Raw genomic sequence first — 18,503 nt, 5'->3', positions numbered from 1 at the left:
CACCGCCGCCGTGGGCTACCGCACCGAAAGCCTGCACGGCGCCGGCTCCCCCCAGGCCCAGCGCATCATGATCGCACGCCAGGGCAACCTCCAGCACAAGAAGGAGCTGGCCAAGACCATCGCCCATATCAAGGAGTAAGCGCCGCTTTATGCAGGTCCGGCAGGGCAACCCGCCGGACCTCGTTTTTTATCCGGAATGTTCACCTAGTTTTCATTATTCATTCTGAAATGGTACACCAGAGGTAACGGTACGTTTCTCTTACGGCATCACAAGTATCGTGGTCGAATGCATTTCCACCGCTATTGACAAACAGACCAGTAAGTGCCTGGCGGACGTGATGCTCCGGCCAAGCCAAAGGAAGGGCGGCGGATAGTGGAGAAGGGCGGTAGCCCCAGCGTGGGCCGCCGTCCTTCTTTTCAAATCACGAGAGTGTTTCTGTGGCTTGCGCGCCAGATATGCGCCAAATCATGCTTTAAGCAGACAACAAAAGAAAATCCCTGGAACCGTTGCGGCTCCAGGGATATCTTCTGGAGTGTAAGACCAATTGAGATATCCCCGGAAATCCCTGAATTCATGGGCTTTGCGAGGCATTGGCCTTATTTTTTTGCCCTTTTTTAAGCAGAGCATCGGCAGATTCTCTGTGTGATGGGCCATTTTAGTGTTCGACCAAAAAAGATGTCCGCTTTATCCATGTCGAAAGATTGACTGAGGGAAGCGCCTGCTTCATCGGACACGTCATCCAAGGAGTTCGTCCAGCAGGTAGTTGTATTCCGGCAGCTGATCCGTGTACTCTTTCATCCATTCCCGCATAGCTCGCTTTTCCAGATTGGTGGCTTCCGTGTAATCCTCGCTGTGTCCTTCCTGCTCCATAAAGTCGTATGCGAGATTCTGATAGACCTCTTTCACCAATGTTTCGGGATCTTCCAGTCGTGTTACATCGGAGTCATCAATGGAATCCGCCGCAGGCAGGCCAAGCAGAACATACCCGAACTTTTTCGAATAGACCACATCGAGCAATTCAGAGCCTTCAATGTAGTTCTGGAATACCCCAAGGACCCTCTCAAGCTCACTTTTCTTTTCCTCTAATGAACTCATGGCAACATCTCCTTCCTGCCGGAATGAGCAACTTTCCCGGTCTGGTGTATGTGGTTCCTTTATTATACCGCATTTTCTTTGGCCGTGGAAGAGAGGTGGGACGGGAACTTTTCCCAATCACATGGTCTGTTCCATCGTTGCCACCCGGAAATAACCATGAGAATATGCGGGGGCCAGATCAATTTCGCCATCTGGGCAATAGAACCGGACTCCTGCTGCGGTCAACTTTTCTCCAATCGCCGCCAAACCTTCGGCGTCACGAGCCAGACGGTCGCCGTTCATCACCAGCACACGGTCATAGACTCCATGTCGTGCATCACGGATCAGCGTTCGAATGCTCTGTCGGTTTGCGTCCAAGCCGCTCTCATATTGGAGCATCTCTGCGGAAATCGAAAAGCCAAGCTGGCCGGCGAGGCTTCGGAGTGCGGTAAGCTGCTGGTTCATGGCGAGACGGTTGCTTTCCGTGGACGCTCCATCCACCCGGCAGTAAAGGCAGCACTTAGGCATCTGATTTGACCTCCTTGAACGAATTTAGGAAGAAGCTACCGCTCAGCCCTGACATTCATCCCGGATGAAATCATACAGGGCTTCCGGTTCCTTCAGGCACCACTTAGTTTTTTCATCATCGGTCCAGACTTCATAGTCCGGGGCGGCATCGTAAAGCCACCAGCTGATATAGTCGTACTGGTCGTTGATCGCTTCCTTCAGCACATCCAGCAAGGCGGCAAGAAGCAGCGCTCCGCCCTCAAAGACGAAATGTCCATCTCCCATCATGGCGAGTGCCTTACTGAACTGTTCGTCTCGATCCTTTTGCGCTTGGATCTTTCGCAGGGCTTCGCAGAAGGTTTCCCTGGATAGCATCAAAGTCCCCCTCCCGGTTTTCCCCTCTCCGCTTCCTGTTCGGCTTTCCATTTCAGAAGCAAGGAGATGGCCAGTTCCTGGGTCGCGGGATCGGCGCAGAACTCAAAGAACTTCACAATCAGCATTTCTGGCGTCAGCCCCATAGGAGCGATTATCTTTTCCAGTTGTTCCAGAAGCTCTGCGTCCACCTGGATCTCCACGAGCTCATATCGCTTTTCATCCATGGTGCGTTTCCTCGTCTTCCGGAGATTCCTTCAGCAGCTCGTCCAGCCGCTGTCGGAACAGCTCCTGGAGCTCCTTCCAGACCTGCGGTTGTTTGAGGGGCGCCATCGGCTGGTTCAGTTCCCGCTCCAGATCGGCGACGGCCACCGACAGCGTCTTGTCATCGAACAGCTGGTAGTGGCGACGGGCGTACTGAATGACCGCCGCACTCTCCTCATCTTCGGTACGCATGGCATAACGGAGGGCGCTGTTGATGACGCAGGAAAAATCGTCCACATAGTCAAGATTGAACCAGGAGGCAGGGCAGAGAACCAAGTCGTCTTTGCCTTCGTCGGTGATCACCAGCCCGATATCCTCACGGCTTATCCGTTCCAGCACGGCATCCAGGTCATCTGCCAGTGCCTGGCGTGAGATGCGTTCCATGTTTTCCAGAGGTTGCAGAATCGGCATCCTTTCTTTCCTCCTATCGTATTCTTTGATTTTGCCAGATGTAAGCACTCGGCTTAAGCCGTGCCACACTTGCGGATATGGCTCCTGCTCTCCATATCGACTCAAATGTTCGCTGATCTTTGCTGCGGCGGCGGAACGGGCAGCCGCATCAAGACGGCTCAGGTTCCGGCAGGTAAATTCTGCAGCTATGCCGGGCATATAGGTGTGCCGCCCCAGACTGTACTGGATCGCCGCCAGAACGATATGTCGCAGCCCTCCATCTAAAATGGGAGCGAGGATTCTCACGGAGAACAGCACCCCGGCGCTTCCTTTTTGGGACTGGAGAGAGAGGCCGCTCCGCTCGGCTCGCTCCATCATGTGCGTCCAGTCCTGCCGTGCGATGGAACTGGCCACAGGAGCCGCCTCATAAAAGCCCTTTTGAGGTCTCACGGCTGCACCTCAAGCTCGGGTTTCGCCTGACCTTTATACAGAAGATTGTTGGCCTCCATCTCCTCAAAGGTGACTGGCTCGAAGTGATTGACATCCACTCCGGCATTCAGCATCCTCTCGTTTGCCTGGATGAGCGGCCAGTAATCCGCATCGGTATTGCCGTGGATGTGGCCAAAGACCATGTAGCAGCGCATGATGTGTGGCCAGGACATCATGGGGTAGTGGCAGAGGGTGTACTGCCGCTTCCCGTCTGCGACATACAGCAGGTTATTGACGCTTTCAAAGAACTGTTCCGTCTGACAACTCCTGATCCATCCCCTGTCATGATTGCCAAGGATGAGATGTTTCTTTCCCCGCAGCCGCCGCAGGTATTCCTCCGGCGGCTTTTGGTTGCGGTAGATAAGGTCGCCGAGGATATAGACGGTATCCTTTCCTGTGATCTTGCGGTTCCAGTTTTCGATGAGGGTTTCGTCCATCTCCTCGATACTGGAAAAGGGGCGGTTGCATAGGCGGATGCAGTTTTCGTGACCGAGATGCAGGTCAGAGGTAAAGAAGATCATGGGGTTTCACCCTCCTTCTTCATCCTGGGAACTGGGATTGGCTGCCATCGGCAGTATTTTGCAAGTTCATCCTGACGCTCCCGAGGCAGGTTCATAAAATCGACAATGCTCTCTCCCGGAAACCTGTCGTGGCAGTAGGCGGGAAAGACTCCCTCCGGCACGATGCCGATGGACTCCGCTCCGGTCAGGCGGGCCTTCAGTTCCTCTGCGTTTCGGATGCATACGGGAACGCCTGCCCGATAAAGCGCCAGGAAGAAACGGACCGCCTCAATCGTCCGGGTCTCCGCAAGACCGGCCACCACCAGATAGTAGCCATGCGCATCTTGGTGTACGATGCAGTCGATGTGGGTGCTGTTGCCGCCCCGGCATACCTCCCAGGGGTGACCGGTGCGGGGACGCTCCTTCAGCCACCGTGCAAAAGCTTCGGGGGAATCTCCGTCCAGCTTGGACAGTCCCTCGTCCCGCCCATCGGCGTGGAGAGCGTACTGCTCTTTTTCCGATTTCTCCGTTCCGGTGTAACCCATAGCCCGATAGCCCAGAGCACAGAAGTGATAGAATTCGTTTGCGGTCACGGATGGGAGCCGCTTGTTATTTCCCAAAGGATACCCCTCCGCCGAGGTGAGAAACTCCTCCACCTCCTGCTGGGAGATGTTCTGGAAGAACTCCTCCTTCCACTGAGGGAATACGCTCCACAGATCCCGGCGCAGGACAGTTCCGGTTCGATGCCAGATGGGCAGCTCCCGCTCCACCAATTCCTGATAAGAGCCGGTCTCCACCATCTGAACGGCGTCTCGTACCGCACCCTCCAGCCAGGCGGTGAATGGGGCGATGTCATAGGGGAAGGCGCGCTCTTTGCGGCTGTCCACCTCCAGCACATGGCGATGGCCCAGGAATACCGCCCGGTATCCGATCTCCTGATCCTCGCCGGCGGCAAAGTGGAACCACGCTGCCTCCTCCGGGAACTTGGAATGCCACCAGGTTTCAAACCCCTCAAAGCTCTCCACCTGGCCGTCCGCCCGTAGCTCCTCAAAGCTGCCGAAGTCTTCGATGGTACCTCGCTCCGCACGGAGCCATAGTTCCCAGCTTGTGTTCTCCGGGCCTGGCTCCAGCCGATGGAGAAGGCGGAAGATTCGGTCGATGGCCGCATAGGATGTCTCGTCATAGGTGAAGGAGCAGTTGATGTTTCGGTATTCCACCCGACCCAGCCAGTTGATGTAGTGCTTGATCTCCGGCGCTTTCATGTTTCCACCTCCTCAGTATCCGTATCCCCATCCTCCGTTTCCTCAAACTGGAGTCGGAAGAGGGCAGTGTGCTCTCCCACAAGATCGGGGTATTTGTAATAGACATGGCGGCAGAGGGTTTTGTACAGTTCAAGGAGCCTCGGATCATCTCCGAAGTCCACAAGCCCGTCCATGATTCGCTCGATCTCCCGCTCCTCAGTGATCCTGCCGTTCAACACCTGCTCTACCAAACGGCTGTATTGCTGATATGCGGCGTCCATTAGGCGGAAAATCTCCTGGACGATCTCACGGATTGCGGCAAAGCACGCCTCCTGCTCCTTGGCCTCCGGTCTTTCTTCCTCTGTCATAATGTGTTCCCTCCCGTCAAGAGCTGCGGCGCAGCCTCCACGCTGTGGAAGAGGAAGTGCATCCGGTCGATATGCTTGTCAATATGCCAGTGTCCACAGAACCAGTGGTCGTATTTGAGTTTCCGCTCGATCTCCTCCAGCCATTTCTCGGTAGAGTCGTCCACGGTACTCTGGTCGATCATCGGAAGAAAGGCCTCGCGAGGCTCATACGGATAGGGACAGGTGTGGGAGAGGACGGTATCTACCTGCCACCCGCAGGCGTCCAGCGTCTGGATAACCTTGTCCTTGATCTCCTGGGAAGGCTGCTCATCCGGCCACCAGCCGTAACCTCTGGCCAGCCGGTAGAATTTGTCCACGCTGTAAGCTCCGCCGATGACCAAGTGTCGGAGACCTTCCAGATCAAAGATCTCACCATCCATAGCAAACAGCAGACGTGGAAAGGCTTCCTCTACCCAGACTGTCCCGCCGTTCCACTGCTTCGTCCGATAGGAAGAGATGCTGGCCGGCCGGATCTCATGGTTGCCGTGGATGCAGAGCATCGTCGGCTTTACGGCGGTAAGAACTTTCTTCATCTCTGTGTCTCGCCGGTTTCGGTAGTAGTTCGCTCCTACATCTCCAAGCAGAACCAGAGTATCCTGCTCTGTCAGCTTCTTGCTGTCGCAAAACTGTATGACCTCATAGGGGTCTCCGTGGATATCACCCGTGTAATAGATCATTGGTCATTCCACCTTTCTTTTCTCATTATACCAACTCGGAAGCCCCATATCCGGGACTTTCCAAAAACATATCCACCGTTCCAAAAATATATCCAGCTTTACTGGCATAGATCGACCGGCAGTCAATGCTCGTGACTTCCGGTTGATTGCTTTCTCAGGTTCAGATGGTAAAATCAAAGTTATCTGGTTTACCGTATCTGCCGTGATGCTCTTTCAAGGAAGCTTTCAGCGATTTTATAACATCCAGGAGAATCAGCATCTCATAGGTGCTGCAATCCGAAAGGAGCAGGGCGATTTCTTCGCTGGCGCACCGTTCAGTGCTGGTGACTTGCTCCATCAAAAGCCGGTCGGGAGATACGCCCAACGCATTGGCGATAAGCACAAAGGTGTCAAGGCTCATGCTCTTGATCCCGCTCTCTATGTAGCTGATGTAAGATGGCGTTTTATCCACCAGTTCAGAGAGCATCGCTTGCGAAAGGTGGTTGCGCTGGCGGACTTCACGGATGTGTTTTCCAATGACTTTGTAGTTCAGGCTCATAATAAGACCTCCAAAAAAATTTTGCAGTCTTATTATAGTGTTTAGATTATATCATCAACTTGGCCTTATATCAATTTCACCTCAAGTTGATATACTCTTAGAAATAGATAATCTGGAGAATATATTTGAGGGGGGAAGCCGATGACGGAACATGATTTGACCGAGAGCCAGCTGATCGGCTCCCGTATTCGAGATGCGCGGATCAATCGCCGGATGAGCCAGGCCGATCTTGCTGCGAAGGCCAATATCTCGCTGCCGCATATCAGCAATATCGAAAAAGGCAAGACGAGCATGAAGTTGGAAACCTTTATCCGAATCATCGAAGCCCTGCAAGTGTCTGCTGATTCCCTTCTTCGGCCCGATGTGCCGGAGGTGAGAAGTCTATACCAGAGCGAGTTTGACGAGCTGCTGGCCGACTGCTCTCCCAAGGAGCTGGATTCCATCCTGAAGATTGTTCGTGAGTTGAAATCCACTATGGCCAGACGGGATGACAATACCTGAAAATTTGCGAGCTGGAATTGCCGGCTCGCTTCTTTTTTTCTCATCTATCGACCAGAAGTCAACACCTTGACTTCTGGTCGATTTTGTTATTAGTCTGCAGATTATATAATGGCCTGGAAGAGAAATAACACAGGGGGAGCAAATATGTCAGATCTGGCCGTTCAAAATAGAGAGTCAGAGCAGGAAGTTATGCCCTCATTTGATTTCCTGCTGGAAAGGGAGACGGAACGAAACACCCTTTTAGCGGAACATCGTGCCTGGTTAAAGGAAATCAAGCGGGAACGCCCGCTTCCCAAAACACATTACCGTGTGGCGGTATACATCCGCTACTTCAACCAGACCCGCTATGAGGACTATCTCTCAGCTCATAAAAAGCAATTTCTTGATACACTGGCTCTCTGCCCAAACTGGAAGTTTGTCGGTTTCTATGTGGACGAGGGCAGCACTGCGCCCAATATGGAGAGCGCCCCGGAGTGGTCAAGGCTCCTTCAAGACTGCTACGAGGAAAAGGTCGATCTGATCATTACCCAGAAAGCAAGCAATATCTCGAAGAAGCTCTCCGAGCTCTCTTTCTGTACGCGCCTCTTGGCAGCACTCCCAAAGCCAGTGGGCGTTTACTTCGTTTCGGAGGATATTTATACGCTGGCTTCCTATTACCAGGAGGATCTACACGACCCCTACTTTTTGCCAGATCCCGGTTGGAAGATACTCCCTGATGACGAACCCCGGAGGGAAATGCTGCATGATTGACAAGTCCACACGCAAACAGCTTGCGGAACGGAAAGAACGGGTCCGTCGGCGTATCAACACAAAAGTTGACCCGGAGAACTATGAATTCATTCCGGCTAAAAAGCCCATCGACTATTACGACAATGATATAAGGCAGCGGGTCGCCGTGTATGCCCGTGTCTCCACAGACAATGTCCAGCAGACTTCCTCCTATGAGCTGCAAAAGAAATACTATGAAGATTTTGTTGTGCATCATCCCAACTGGACATTGGTCAAAATCTATGCGGATGAGGGCATCAGCGGGACTTCTCTGGCTCATCGGGACGAGTTCAACAGCATGATCGCCGATTGCCGCAGCGGGAAAATCGATATGATCATTACCAAAAGCGTGTCTCGCTTTGCCCGGAATGTGGTGGACTGTATCAGCATGGTGCGAATGCTTGCGGAGCTGCCCAGTCCTGTCGGGGTATTCTTTGAGAGCGAATGTATCTTCTCCCTCAAAGACGATTCCCAGATGGCGCTTTCGTTTCAGGCCACCATGGCTCAGGAGGAGTCTCACATCCGCAGCCGGAGCATGGAGACCTCCTTGCGGATGCGGCTGGACGGAGGTCTGCCATTGACGCCCAAGCTGCTGGGGTATTCTCACGACGCAGATGGAAACCTGGTCGTCAACCCGGATGAAGCCCCCACGGTAAAACTCATCTTCTATATGTATCTGTACGGATATTCCACCTCCGACATTGCGGCGGCGCTCACCGAGCTGGGCAGGAAGACTTATCTGGGGAATGTCAAGTGGACATCCAACTCCATTGTCCAGGTCCTTCGCAATGAGCGGCATTGCGGGGATGTACTGACCCGGAAGACCTTCACCCCCAACTATCTGAACCACAAGGCCAGAAAGAATCGGGGGGACAGACCCCAGAGCCTTTACCGGAACCACCACGAGGGCATCGTTTCCAGAGATGATTTCATTGCGGTTCAGCATCTTCTGAACAACTCCAAGTATGGCAACCGCTCCATCCTCCCGGAGCTGCGGGTGATCGACAGCGGCCTGCTCAGAGGGTTCGTGACCATCAATCCCCGCTGGGCTGGATTTAAGCCGGCGGATTATTACCAAGCGTCCGCCAGTATCCATCCGCCCGATGAGCAGCAGGCGGATGCATCCCTGCCCTCGAGCATCACATTGGTTCCGGGAAATTTTGATATGAGAGGCTTTGAAATCGCCCGCAGTGAATTCTTTGATAATTATCACCGTCCCTATGTACTGTTTCAAGACAAGAGGATCAAGTTCAGCACCACATGTGTTCGGTCTTTTGGGAAAGACAACCATGTGGAGCTGCTGGTCAACCCTGTGGAGATGAAGTTCGCCGTCCGTACAGCGGCGAAAAGCAGCCGCAACGCAGTCGTGTTTTCCAAGCTGTCAGACGGAAAGTATCAGCCCAGGGATATCGCCGGTGCGGCCTATGTAGAAACGCTTTTTCAGTTATTTGGCTGGAGTCCGGATTTAAAATACCGGATCGCCGGAGCGCTGTTTCAAACCGAAACTGAATCTGCGTATATTTTTGATGTCAATGATGCGGAAGCGTTTATTAAATCGTACCTGCTTTCCGGTTCAAAAAGCACGGAACAGGCAAAGGAGCCTGTACAGCCCCTTTCTGTCTCCGGCAAACGGGTGCGGGCAGTCCCGGAGGAGTGGATCGGCTCTTTTGGCAAGCAATATTACCTCCACCAACAGTCTTTCCCGCCCGTCTGCGATCAGAGTGAGGAAGACTGGAAAATCCGCATGGAGGGCCAGTTGTATGAAACCGGACAGAAACTCCGCGTAACAGGATTTGACGTGCTGCGTGACTATATCTGTCAGGAACTCGGTCAGCGCGGGAAGGAGGAATCCTAAATGTTTGAAGAAAGTCGGGAAAATACCGGCGGCGTAATCGCCGGAATGCTTCGTTCCCTGGAGGACGGGCATTTGGATAATGTTCCGTCTGCTGAATTAGAAAAAGCGGAACCGGCAGCTTCTCCCGCAAACAGCAGTAGTGATGAGGTTCTGGAGATGGCCGGTGACTTTAACTACGATGGCTACCAAGTGGTACGCCGTGAGTTCTTCGCCCATATTAATGAGCCGTCTGTAACGTTCAACAATTACAAATTTTATGTAAATACCGCCTGCCTGAACCGCTTCCCACAAGTTGATTATGTGCAGGTATTGGTCAATCAGGAGAGCAGGATCTTGGCGATCCGTCCCTGTCGGGCGGAAGATCGGGATGCCTGCGCCTGGTGCACCAACGGCTCCGGCAGACGCAAACCGAAACAGATCACCTGCAAGATTTTTTTCGCCAAAGTGTTTTCACTGATGGGCTGGAATCTGGACTATCGATATAAGCTCCTCGGGCGGATAATCCATGCCAGGGATGAGTGGCTCATCGCATTTGATCTCACAGCGACCGAAGTGTATCAGCGGCTGCAAAAAGACGGCCAGAAGCCCAAGTCTTCTCGAACTCCCGTGTTTCCGGAGGGCTGGAAGACGCAGTTTGGACTCCCGTTCCGGGAACACCAGAAATCTATGCAGGTAGACATTTTTGAAGGATATGCTGTATATGGGTTGCGCGATAACATCGCTCCTGCTGCATCAGAGCAGTCAGACGAGGCTGCCTCTGATACTGGTAGTAAGTCCGTTTTGGGAGGACAAGGACATGAATCATGAAAATCAATTGCAGGCTTACTTAACGCTGGACCCTGCGCGAAACCGGATTCGAATCCACAGGCAAACGATTCGTCTCTTGAAGAATCCTGCGTATGTGCAATTCCTGGTAAACCCTGAAGAACTGTATATCGCCGTTCTCGGATCGGACAAACCTATTTCAGGCGGGACCGCAAACAAGGTTCGGATGTCAAGTACATCCCAGCAGTCTATAGAATTCTATAGTACGATCCTTATCAAAAACTTTTCCGAACTGCTGGGTGGCTTTGACCTGAGATTTAATTACCAGCTGACCGGTGAGATCGATCAAGTCAACCGGGTCGCATATTTTTCCCTCAAAACCGTCAAACAGCTGGAACGCAGGAGGCTACATGACAGAGAAAGCATTTAGGCAGCTTAACATCGATCCGGAATTCAAAAACTTGATTCGTCCACTTCGCCGGGAGGAATACCGGCAGCTGGAGCTGAATCTGGTCGTGGAAGGATGCCGGGAAGATATCATCGCATGGAATGATACCATCATCGACGGTCATAATCGCTATGAAATATGCAATAAAATGCGCATTCCTTATGGAGTCAAGGAGCTGGATTTTCCAAGCAGAGATGCTGCCATCGCCTGGATCTGTGCGAATCAACTCGGACGACGCAACATCTCAGAAGAAACCAGGAAATATCTGATTGGGAAACAATATGAAGTGGAAAAGAAAGTACAGCGAAATAGGAATGGCTATAATCAGTACCGTCCGAACCCCAACATTGCTGTGGGGAGAGGCCGCCCAATAGATGAAGAGAGCGGCCGGCGAACAGCAGCCCGGCTGGGAAGGAAGTATCATGTGTCCGGCGCAACCGTACAGAAATATGCGAAATACAGTGCAGCATTAGATACCATTGAACAAAATGCTCCTGAGCTTGTTCCGCACATTCTTTCCGGGGCATATAAGATTTCTTTCGAAAATATCGTTGCTCTATCAGAAATGGAACCCGAAGAATTGAGAGCACTTAGTAAAAAAATCGGAAAAAATCCCTATGCTTTCGCTCGTTACAGTGAATCGAGACGATGCCTTTATTCCGACGCTTCTGCCAAGCCCGGCACAGCGGCGGCAGAGCAGCCGGCAATCAAGACGATGCCCGCCTATGACCCGGATGCGGAAGTTGCTGGACTTACTCTTACGATCCCCTCCTGGATGAGCTCCATCGACCGGACAAAGTCCATGGCACATTTGGAAGCAATCTCACCTGCTGCCAGACAAAACCTCTTGGCGGCGTTGACTGAATTAGAAGGAAAAATCCAGGAAATGCTCAATGCAATTGAGGGGGAATCCTAATGGAAGATTATAGTATGTTTGTTCCCAATGTTCACTTCGAACAGATTCCCATCAAGAACCTCGTATCCAATCAGGAGTACCAGAGGAATATTTCCGAACAGCATGTGCTGAATGCTGCGGCACACTTTGATCTGTATCAGATCAACCCTGTGAAGGTGAGCCGTCGAAATGGGGTCAACTATGTCTTCAATGGCCAGCACACGGTGGAGATCGTCGCCCTGGCCTCTGGCTCTCGTGAAACGCCAGTCTGGTGCATGATATACGATGATCTGAACTACGAGCACGAGGCAGATATCTTCGCCAACCAGATGAAGTTTGTCAAACCGCTCCGTCCCTATGAAGTGTTTATGGCAAATGTGGAAGCCGGGAATCAGGAGCAGCTTATGATCAAAGATCTGGTAGAGTCTTATTCTCTTTCCATTGGCCAGGTCAGAAACTATGGCGTTGTCTGTGCTGTCTCTACGCTTGAAAATATATATGAGCGGTTCGGTTACCACGTACTTGATCGAACACTCAGACTCTGCGTAGGCACATGGGAGGGCGATATGAATTCGCTTTCCGCCAATATGCTCAACGGAATCGCCAGATTGGTATACACCTTTGGCGACACATTGAAAGATGAAACCTTCAAGGAAAAAGTGGGGGAAATGTCGGTCAAGCTGCTTTCGAGGACAGCCAAGGAACGACGCCCCGGTTCTATGGGCTATGCCGAGGCGATGCTTCTGGCCTATAACCGCAAATGCAAATATCCGCTTAAATGGACCAAGCTCTACGAGAAGAATGTGGGGAACAATGAAGGACTGGACATTGATACGGACATGGACGTGGATGAGGGCGGGGACTCTTTTGAGGGAGCCGCCAAAGAATAAGCAAACGGACGGTTCCACCAGGAATCGTCCGTTTGTGATCTTATCATGGAAGGGAAAAGGCGGGGCGCATATACTCTATCGCTCCTCGGCTGAGACCATACTGCCCGGCCAACTGTTCCCAGTGTCCGGATACTGTTTTGCAGACCTCCTCTGCAGCCTGTTCCGCTTTCTGCGGGGCAAGGCCGAAATAATCGGCTACTTCCAGAGCCAGTTCCAAGTCAATGGTGTTATCATACTCACTCACATTGAGGGAAAGCCGGTCCCCCGAGGGGACTGGGTTCACATCATAGAGAGGGGCCAGCCGCCAGCCGGTGGGTGTCAGAAGGAAACCATGGTTGCGCAGGTGGTCGTCAGTATTGGATACCGCCATGCTGAACACGATCCGCTTCCACAGCTCGGCCAGATCCTGCCGGGGTGATGCCCCGTTGGCCCGGATGAACGCCGCCAGATCCAGATAGCTGCTTCCGTCCGCTGCAGAGGCTCCATCGGTCTTGCCCAGCAGGGTCATGGCTGAGGCGAAGTGGATGCGACGGCTGCCGTTTCGGTCAAATCGCTTGACGAGAAAGGTACTGCCGGTCTTGGAGAACGTCTCCAATTTGGATTCCGGAACATCCAGTCCGCAGAGCCGTGCCAGGTCATGGACGACCTTCTCCCACGCGCCGCTGTTATATTCATCATGCTTGGAAGGGAACTTGGCAATCCACAAGGCACCATCTGTGGCCTGCACCGTAGCTTTGGGTCTTGCGCCTCCCAAGGAGGAGCCGGGGGCCAGAAGCTCACGCAGCCATTTTTCATTCAGGCCGCTCTCATCGTTCTCGAAAGCGATAGAGGCGTTTTCCAGCGTCCGAAGGTTTACCCATGGAGGCGTCGCAAATGCTTTATCGTTCGAAAGAAATTCGCCCCCTTCTTCCAAGCTGAACCGCAGCGCACCCATACGGGATTCATCGTAGACCCCCAACAGGAAGTCGCTCTCGGTGAGCTTACGGGGCTTGCGGTCCTCTTTGCGAGCGTCGATGGCCTCCTTGCGCTTCATCAGCAGACGCCCCCAGCGATCCGGACAGGAGTCGGAAAACAGGCCAAAGAGCTGCTTGTTCAGCGGCACATACTGCCGCCCGCGGTAAAGAGCCAGATCCGGGTCCAGAGAGAAGGAACTCTCGGCGGATGACAGCCAGGCTGGATCATACTCAAAGGAAAAGGTTTCCTGTCCGCGGACGAAGCCGCAGCGCAGCCGCCCCAGCAGAGTGGGTGCCTCTCCACGCCAATTTTCATATACATAGATGGTCTTTTCGTCCTGCGCCATGGGCTACTCTCCTTTCTTGGGTGCCCGCCGTCTGGTGGGCAGCGCCAGATCTTGTAGCTTCCTGCCGAATTCATCATCTTTTGCAATAAGCAGCAGGTCGCTGTCCATATTGTTTAATGCGTGCAGCACAGCGGCATAGGAGCCGATGGATACCGTAGGGGTGCCTTTCTCAATGGATATCAGAGTGGCTCGGCTGATCCCGGCACGCTCTGCTACCAATTCCAGGCTCAACTTCCTGCGCAGGCGGGCCAGGCGGATCTGCTCACCCATCTGTGCCAGGATCTCCCGTGTTTGCGGCATGATGACCGCAGCTTTTTTTGCCATGCACAATCGCCTCCTAACATAAATTATACTATATTATTTCGGCGATTATGTCAATTATATTTGAAGTTATCAACTTTCTTTTTCCGGGCGTTCTTCGATAAGGTACCCTCCTCCGAAGATAATGTCCAGTCTCCCGTCGGGATACACCTTCACACACTCAATCATTTGGTGGACGATGGTATCGTCGTACTCCATCTTTTTGGATGCTCGGTCGGCGATGATCTGCTGTAGTTTAAAGATTCGGCTGTCATTCACCTGATCGGAAGCAAGTGCTTCTTCGAGTTTCTGAATCCGTCCCTGCAGGAGTTCAATGGTATCGGAAAGTTCTTTGAATTCAGCTTCGTGACTCTCGATACCCTCTCCGCTTTCCACGCTCTCATTGATAAGAGATACCATTTTCCGATTCAGCCCATCTATTTTCCGCCGGAGCAGGTCGATCTCATCTGTGCCTCCGGTTAGACCGATTGCTTCACCAATGGTTGCCCGCATGAGTGCCATATAAGTGGACTCGTCTTCCTCGTTGAATCGGTTGATTGCCCGAACAATAGCGGCGTGGAGGGCGGTCTCATCTACCGTGAGCGAGGTTTTGCAGTAGCGTTTTCCATAGTCTAAGCGGCTGATGCAGCGCCAGACAACTCGCTTTTTTCCTCGGGATGTCCAGGTCACGCGCTTATATCGACTTCCGCATTCGGCGCAGATCATCACATTGGATAGTGCGTACCGGGAGTATTTTCCGGTGGCTGTGGTAGCCGTTTTGGTGGAATTTGGCTCCCGGCTCATCCGCCTGGCGAGTTCTTCCTGCGTTTTGTGAAAGAGCTCTCGGCTGATGATACCAACATGGCTATTCTGTACATAGTACATGGGTGCCTCACCCGTGTTTTTGCGGCGAACCTTGCCAATACAGTCAATTGTGACCGTCTTTTGAAGGATGCTGTCCCCGCAGTATCGTTCATTCCGGAGAATACCCTTAATCATGCTCGCAGAGAAGGAGAAGCGTTTTCCTGGTATCTGGAGATTTTCTTCTCTGAGTTTGGTTGAGATCCGGTTGATGGTTTCACCTGACAGGTACATATTGAAGATCCTCTCCACGATGGATGCCTCCTCCGGGACGATCTCCGGTTCTCCGTCTGCACCCTTGCGGTATCCCAGGAGGCACTTATAGTTGAATATGGGCTTGCCCTCCTGAAATCGCTTACGAAAAGTCCAGGTGACATTCTTGCTGATGCTTTCGGATTCGGACTGTGCGAACCCTGCGTAGATGACCAGATAGAGTTCGCTGTCGATTTGCAGTGTGTCTATATTTTGCTCCTCGAAGTAGATGCCAATCCCTCTTGCCCTGAGCATTCGCACATGGTCCAGGCAGTCCACTGTATTACGGGCGAAGCGGGAAACGGATTTCGTGATGATATAGTCGATTTTCCCAGACAAGCAGTCGTTGATCATCTTCTGGAACTGGGGGCGCTTATCTGCACGTGTCCCGGAGATGCCCTCATCTGCGTAGAGTCCGGCGAACTCCCATTCGGATTTAGCGGCAATCATCTCGGTATATACCTTCTTCTGGTTGGTATAGGATGTGAGCTGCTCCTCGCTGTCGGTGGATACCCGGCAGTAGGCAGCAACCCGCCGCTGATGATACTGCTCCCTGTTGACGATCAGAGAGCGTTTTGGCTCAATAACCGATATTGTTTTCTTGGGTATCTTGGTTACATTCATTTTCTTCATCTCCGATCTCGACATCGGTCTTGGTATGTAGGATCACCTTTCCTCCGCTGCCAAGCGTCAGGTAGGCGGCGATGTCACTAAAGTAAGCCGGGCTGAATTCCTCCTGGGGAGTCATAAGGCTAACCCGCTTCCTGGCGATGGATGCGGTGATCTGCAGATGGGCATCGGTCTCAGCATAGAGCCGCTCTGCCATTTCGATTGTTTTGACGATAATCAGCGCATCGCTTGGGTCATCCCGCTCCAGCTCGGCATCTATTTCCCGGTTGATCTGCTTAGCTTCCGCCGACAGTTCTTTTCGTTTTTTGGGGCGAGGGATGAGGAGATAGCTATTGGCTATGATGCGGTTCATCAGGATTGTCACCTTTTCCAACAGGTGGGTATCAGAAATCCGGATGCGCTGACCGCAGTCTGGGTTGGTGCACTCCCAACCCTCCCGAATACGATGCTTACTGCTCACCCTTCGCCGCATAGGGGCCCCGCACTCCTCACATCGGACCAGATCTCGAAATAGGTCGATCCCCTTCAGATTTTTCTCGAATGTATTCCGTTGGCGGGCGGTTTTTACGGCAGCTGCTTCTTCATACTGCTCTTCTTCAATGATAGGATCATATTCCCCATCGCCAATGTATTTGGCGTTTCCAATGATTCGTGCGATACGAGCTTTATCCCACACATCCGTTCTCTCACTATAGGGGATCTTCCTCTCAGTCAGCAGTTCGGCAATACTTTGGAGGGATGCGCCGTTGATGTAGGCGCTGAATATCTCGCGGATAACCGTAGCTTCATCCTGTGCGATGACTGTCCTTCCATTTCTCATGGTGTAACCATATGGGATATAGCGTATCTTCTTCATAGCGAGGTTCCTCTCTATCAGAGCATTTCTGTGAATCTCAGCCCGCCAATGAGGGTGACGGTCATTTCATCTCGGCGGCTGATACTGATGGCCTGAACGATCTCAGTAAACAGCTTCTCATCGAAGCGGTCCAGGGGTTCCTCGAACTCTTCCAGCCGTTTTTTCAGCCGCGTCAGTTCCTCTATCATATGGGTAATACCCGAGGAGAATTCACATTGACGCTCTCGCTTCAGCCGGCGCAGCTGGTCATTGATCTCCTGCACCTGGGCCTTGTGGATCTCGTCTTTGAGATATCCCTTTGCATGGAGCTGCTCAACCATCACCAACTTGGCGTTCAGATCTGCAATGCTCCGGCTGATCTCCCTTGCGGCCGTGTTTTTCTGTTTTCGCTTCAATTCAGCAGATTCCAGCCTGAGCAGTGTCTGCCCAAGAATGTCGTACTCAGAGAACCGAAGTTTATTTACCATAGCGATGAAAGCATCGTAGATTCGTTCCTCGCTGTAGTAATTAGAGTCACACTGTGTACGATCCTGAATGTGTTTGGAGCATCCCCACTTTGCAGTCCCGGAAACCTGCCTCCTGCGAAAATACGAGCCGCACTCAGAACATTGAATGCGGCTCGTAAGAGGGTAAATATTTTGCGTTGTGGTTTTCCCGAAAACATCATGACGCTTTTTGAGGAGAAGCTGGACCTTGTCAAAGGTATCGCGGTCAATGAGTGGAGCGTGCGTCATTGTGGCATAGAACATATCCTCTTGGCCTCGATTGCGGAACTGTTTGAAAGGGACTGTGGTGTCGCGATAAGTTTTCTGGTATTTACTATCACCGCAGTACCGTTCATTCCCAAGGATATAAGCAACTTTGGTGGAACGCCAGGTTGATTTCCCGGTCTTAGTTTTGATACCCTTGCTGTTGAGATCGCGTGCAATCTCCGGTGTGGATTGGCCCCGCAGGTAGTTTTCGAATATCATGCGGACGATGGCTGCCTCCGGTTCATAGACTACAAGTGCCTTATCTACCAGCCGGAAGCCGTAAGGAGCGTTGCTGTCCACATATTCCCCTGTTTGCATCCGCTTCACGATAGAGAGACGCTGGTTCTGGGAAATTGCTTTGGATTCCTCCTGTGCGATGGCAGAGAAGGTATTGAGCAGCATCTCATCTCCGAGTGCCAGGGTGTAGATTCCCTCTTTCTCGAATTGCACCCCCACGCCGAGCAATTTCAGCTTCCGGACATATTCCAGAGACTCCTTGGCATTCCGAGCAAAGCGGGATACGGATTTGGTGACGATCAGGTCGATTTGGTGCTGTTCGCACATCTTGATCATTCGCTGGAATTCGGTGCGGTTCTGTGCATTCATGCCAGACAGCCCTTCGTCAGCGAATATCTCCACCAGTTCCCACTCTTTTTTCCTCTGAATGAGGCTGGTATAGACCCGGATCTGGTTAGCGTAGGAGTTCTGCTGATCCGCCGAATTGGATGATACCCGGCAATAGGCGGCAACTCGCACTTTGCGGATTTCCTGCCTGGTGATGGGCGAGATGAGTTTTGCTTGCGGCATCAACGGGACCCCCTTTCTGGTCGAACTTTGGATTGTACTACATTTTGGTACGATCCTCTTTTCAGTTTCAAGCAACATTATATTCAACAAGGAGATAAAGTCGATTGAAAGAATGCAAATCAAACGAATTTCTACATAGTCAACAGACTGTGGCGTTCCAAGG

At 52.3% G+C, this 18,503-nt stretch carries 23 protein-coding genes; 8 read left to right on the top strand and 15 right to left on the bottom strand.

The window, feature by feature from the left end; translation table 11 throughout:
- Positions 1-139 (top strand): 4-hydroxyphenylacetate 3-hydroxylase C-terminal domain-containing protein (locus tag MR825_RS03585; protein ID WP_287878934.1); only part of this gene is annotated, 139 nt, incomplete at its 5' end.
- 597 nt (positions 140-736) lie between these two features.
- Here the strand turns inward: MR825_RS03585 and MR825_RS03580 are convergent.
- The 10 genes from MR825_RS03580 to MR825_RS03535 all read right to left on the bottom strand — a co-directional run bounded on the left by MR825_RS03580 (position 737) and on the right by MR825_RS03535 (position 6,460).
- A complete protein-coding gene (locus MR825_RS03580) occupies positions 737-1,096 on the bottom strand; it encodes a hypothetical protein (RefSeq protein ID WP_087937087.1) in 360 nt (119 codons plus the stop codon).
- A gap of 117 nt (positions 1,097-1,213) precedes the next feature.
- Positions 1,214-1,603, bottom strand: a complete 390-nt coding sequence (locus tag MR825_RS03575; protein ID WP_130870537.1) for a recombinase family protein — start codon at positions 1,601-1,603, stop codon at positions 1,214-1,216.
- A 42-nt stretch (positions 1,604-1,645) separates the two neighbouring features.
- Positions 1,646-1,957, bottom strand: coding sequence for a hypothetical protein (locus MR825_RS03570; protein ID WP_130870536.1), 312 nt, complete (start codon positions 1,955-1,957; stop codon positions 1,646-1,648).
- Positions 1,957-2,181: a hypothetical protein gene (locus tag MR825_RS03565; RefSeq protein ID WP_087936973.1), complete on the bottom strand. Its 225-nt coding sequence runs from the start codon at positions 2,179-2,181 to the stop codon at positions 1,957-1,959. Before MR825_RS03565 ends, MR825_RS03570 begins: the two co-directional genes overlap by 1 nt.
- Complete coding sequence (locus MR825_RS03560) at positions 2,174-3,022, bottom strand: hypothetical protein (RefSeq protein WP_087936972.1); 849 nt, start codon at positions 3,020-3,022, stop codon at positions 2,174-2,176. The genes MR825_RS03565 and MR825_RS03560 overlap by 8 nt, the downstream gene beginning before the upstream one ends.
- A gap of 32 nt (positions 3,023-3,054) precedes the next feature.
- Complete coding sequence (locus MR825_RS03555) at positions 3,055-3,618, bottom strand: metallophosphoesterase (RefSeq protein ID WP_087936971.1); 564 nt, start codon at positions 3,616-3,618, stop codon at positions 3,055-3,057.
- Complete coding sequence (locus tag MR825_RS03550; protein ID WP_287878925.1) at positions 3,615-4,859, bottom strand: hypothetical protein; 1,245 nt, start codon at positions 4,857-4,859, stop codon at positions 3,615-3,617. Before MR825_RS03550 ends, MR825_RS03555 begins: the two co-directional genes overlap by 4 nt.
- Positions 4,856-5,206 (bottom strand): hypothetical protein, encoded by a 351-nt coding sequence (locus tag MR825_RS03545; protein ID WP_122791190.1) that lies wholly within the window; start codon positions 5,204-5,206, stop codon positions 4,856-4,858. Before MR825_RS03545 ends, MR825_RS03550 begins: the two co-directional genes overlap by 4 nt.
- On the bottom strand, positions 5,203-5,922 hold the full coding sequence (locus tag MR825_RS03540) for a metallophosphoesterase (protein WP_130870533.1): 720 nt from the start codon (positions 5,920-5,922) through the stop codon (positions 5,203-5,205). The genes MR825_RS03545 and MR825_RS03540 overlap by 4 nt, the downstream gene beginning before the upstream one ends.
- Positions 5,923-6,082: 160 nt before the next feature.
- Positions 6,083-6,460 (bottom strand): helix-turn-helix domain-containing protein, encoded by a 378-nt coding sequence (locus tag MR825_RS03535; RefSeq protein WP_287878919.1) that lies wholly within the window; start codon positions 6,458-6,460, stop codon positions 6,083-6,085.
- Between the two features lie 141 nt (positions 6,461-6,601).
- On the opposite strand from MR825_RS03535, the gene MR825_RS03530 reads away from it, so the two are divergent.
- From MR825_RS03530 to MR825_RS03500, 7 genes are all read left to right on the top strand, one after another.
- Positions 6,602-6,961, top strand: a complete 360-nt coding sequence (locus MR825_RS03530) for a helix-turn-helix domain-containing protein (RefSeq protein ID WP_071430658.1) — start codon at positions 6,602-6,604, stop codon at positions 6,959-6,961.
- A gap of 144 nt (positions 6,962-7,105) precedes the next feature.
- A complete protein-coding gene (locus MR825_RS03525) occupies positions 7,106-7,711 on the top strand; it encodes a recombinase family protein (RefSeq protein ID WP_204860000.1) in 606 nt (201 codons plus the stop codon).
- Positions 7,704-9,584: a recombinase family protein gene (locus MR825_RS03520; protein ID WP_287878915.1), complete on the top strand. Its 1,881-nt coding sequence runs from the start codon at positions 7,704-7,706 to the stop codon at positions 9,582-9,584. Before MR825_RS03525 ends, MR825_RS03520 begins: the two co-directional genes overlap by 8 nt.
- Positions 9,585-10,391 carry a hypothetical protein gene (locus MR825_RS03515; protein ID WP_287878912.1) on the top strand — a complete coding sequence of 269 codons (807 nt, stop codon included), beginning with the start codon at positions 9,585-9,587 and terminating at the stop codon, positions 10,389-10,391.
- A complete protein-coding gene (locus tag MR825_RS03510; protein ID WP_071430665.1) occupies positions 10,381-10,779 on the top strand; it encodes a hypothetical protein in 399 nt (132 codons plus the stop codon). The genes MR825_RS03515 and MR825_RS03510 overlap by 11 nt, the downstream gene beginning before the upstream one ends.
- Positions 10,760-11,713: a hypothetical protein gene (locus MR825_RS03505; protein WP_071430667.1), complete on the top strand. Its 954-nt coding sequence runs from the start codon at positions 10,760-10,762 to the stop codon at positions 11,711-11,713. Before MR825_RS03510 ends, MR825_RS03505 begins: the two co-directional genes overlap by 20 nt.
- Positions 11,713-12,582 carry a DUF6551 family protein gene (locus tag MR825_RS03500; RefSeq protein ID WP_287878907.1) on the top strand — a complete coding sequence of 290 codons (870 nt, stop codon included), beginning with the start codon at positions 11,713-11,715 and terminating at the stop codon, positions 12,580-12,582. The genes MR825_RS03505 and MR825_RS03500 overlap by 1 nt, the downstream gene beginning before the upstream one ends.
- A 43-nt stretch (positions 12,583-12,625) precedes the next feature.
- Here MR825_RS03500 and MR825_RS03495 read toward each other — a convergent pair whose 3' ends face one another.
- The 5 genes from MR825_RS03495 to MR825_RS03475 form a co-directional block, all read right to left on the bottom strand.
- The gene (locus MR825_RS03495) at positions 12,626-13,882 is read right to left on the bottom strand and encodes a type II toxin-antitoxin system HipA family toxin (RefSeq protein WP_287878905.1); all 1,257 of its coding nucleotides are present in this window, start codon (positions 13,880-13,882) and stop codon (positions 12,626-12,628) included.
- Positions 13,883-13,885: 3 nt separating this feature from the next.
- Positions 13,886-14,206 carry a helix-turn-helix domain-containing protein gene (locus MR825_RS03490; protein WP_071430674.1) on the bottom strand — a complete coding sequence of 107 codons (321 nt, stop codon included), beginning with the start codon at positions 14,204-14,206 and terminating at the stop codon, positions 13,886-13,888.
- A gap of 69 nt (positions 14,207-14,275) precedes the next feature.
- Positions 14,276-15,919: a recombinase family protein gene (locus tag MR825_RS03485; RefSeq protein WP_287878902.1), complete on the bottom strand. Its 1,644-nt coding sequence runs from the start codon at positions 15,917-15,919 to the stop codon at positions 14,276-14,278.
- Positions 15,876-16,781, bottom strand: coding sequence for a recombinase family protein (locus MR825_RS03480; RefSeq protein ID WP_195494779.1), 906 nt, complete (start codon positions 16,779-16,781; stop codon positions 15,876-15,878). The genes MR825_RS03485 and MR825_RS03480 overlap by 44 nt, the downstream gene beginning before the upstream one ends.
- A gap of 17 nt (positions 16,782-16,798) precedes the next feature.
- Positions 16,799-18,340, bottom strand: coding sequence for a recombinase family protein (locus MR825_RS03475; protein WP_287878899.1), 1,542 nt, complete (start codon positions 18,338-18,340; stop codon positions 16,799-16,801).
- Positions 18,341-18,503 lie beyond the last annotated feature (163 nt).

This window comes from Lawsonibacter sp., assembly GCF_022777125.1.
Lineage (GTDB): Bacteria > Bacillota > Clostridia > Oscillospirales > Oscillospiraceae > Lawsonibacter_A > Lawsonibacter_A hominis.
The sequence above is the reverse complement of the archived record's forward strand: the minus strand, read 5'-3'. Positions and strand labels throughout refer to the sequence as shown.

Excerpts from the sequence above, each read along its gene's own strand:
- MR825_RS03580 (WP_087937087.1), bottom strand. The coding sequence starts at position 1,096 with ATGAGTTCATTAGAGGAAAAGAAAAGTGAGCTTGAGAGGGTCCTTGGG.
- MR825_RS03575 (WP_130870537.1), bottom strand. The coding sequence starts at position 1,603 with ATGCCTAAGTGCTGCCTTTACTGCCGGGTGGATGGAGCGTCCACGGAA.
- MR825_RS03570 (WP_130870536.1), bottom strand. The coding sequence starts at position 1,957 with ATGCTATCCAGGGAAACCTTCTGCGAAGCCCTGCGAAAGATCCAAGCG.
- MR825_RS03565 (WP_087936973.1), bottom strand. The coding sequence starts at position 2,181 with ATGGATGAAAAGCGATATGAGCTCGTGGAGATCCAGGTGGACGCAGAG.
- MR825_RS03555 (WP_087936971.1), bottom strand. The coding sequence starts at position 3,618 with ATGATCTTCTTTACCTCTGACCTGCATCTCGGTCACGAAAACTGCATC.
- MR825_RS03550 (WP_287878925.1), bottom strand. The coding sequence starts at position 4,859 with ATGAAAGCGCCGGAGATCAAGCACTACATCAACTGGCTGGGTCGGGTG.
- MR825_RS03545 (WP_122791190.1), bottom strand. The coding sequence starts at position 5,206 with ATGACAGAGGAAGAAAGACCGGAGGCCAAGGAGCAGGAGGCGTGCTTT.
- MR825_RS03540 (WP_130870533.1), bottom strand. The coding sequence starts at position 5,922 with ATGATCTATTACACGGGTGATATCCACGGAGACCCCTATGAGGTCATA.
- MR825_RS03535 (WP_287878919.1), bottom strand. The coding sequence starts at position 6,460 with ATGAGCCTGAACTACAAAGTCATTGGAAAACACATCCGTGAAGTCCGC.
- MR825_RS03530 (WP_071430658.1), top strand. The coding sequence starts at position 6,602 with ATGACGGAACATGATTTGACCGAGAGCCAGCTGATCGGCTCCCGTATT.
- MR825_RS03525 (WP_204860000.1), top strand. The coding sequence starts at position 7,106 with ATGTCAGATCTGGCCGTTCAAAATAGAGAGTCAGAGCAGGAAGTTATG.
- MR825_RS03520 (WP_287878915.1), top strand. The coding sequence starts at position 7,704 with ATGATTGACAAGTCCACACGCAAACAGCTTGCGGAACGGAAAGAACGG.
- MR825_RS03515 (WP_287878912.1), top strand. The coding sequence starts at position 9,585 with ATGTTTGAAGAAAGTCGGGAAAATACCGGCGGCGTAATCGCCGGAATG.
- MR825_RS03510 (WP_071430665.1), top strand. The coding sequence starts at position 10,381 with ATGAATCATGAAAATCAATTGCAGGCTTACTTAACGCTGGACCCTGCG.
- MR825_RS03505 (WP_071430667.1), top strand. The coding sequence starts at position 10,760 with ATGACAGAGAAAGCATTTAGGCAGCTTAACATCGATCCGGAATTCAAA.
- MR825_RS03500 (WP_287878907.1), top strand. The coding sequence starts at position 11,713 with ATGGAAGATTATAGTATGTTTGTTCCCAATGTTCACTTCGAACAGATT.
- MR825_RS03495 (WP_287878905.1), bottom strand. The coding sequence starts at position 13,882 with ATGGCGCAGGACGAAAAGACCATCTATGTATATGAAAATTGGCGTGGA.
- MR825_RS03490 (WP_071430674.1), bottom strand. The coding sequence starts at position 14,206 with ATGGCAAAAAAAGCTGCGGTCATCATGCCGCAAACACGGGAGATCCTG.
- MR825_RS03485 (WP_287878902.1), bottom strand. The coding sequence starts at position 15,919 with ATGAATGTAACCAAGATACCCAAGAAAACAATATCGGTTATTGAGCCA.
- MR825_RS03480 (WP_195494779.1), bottom strand. The coding sequence starts at position 16,781 with ATGAAGAAGATACGCTATATCCCATATGGTTACACCATGAGAAATGGA.
- MR825_RS03475 (WP_287878899.1), bottom strand. The coding sequence starts at position 18,340 with ATGCCGCAAGCAAAACTCATCTCGCCCATCACCAGGCAGGAAATCCGC.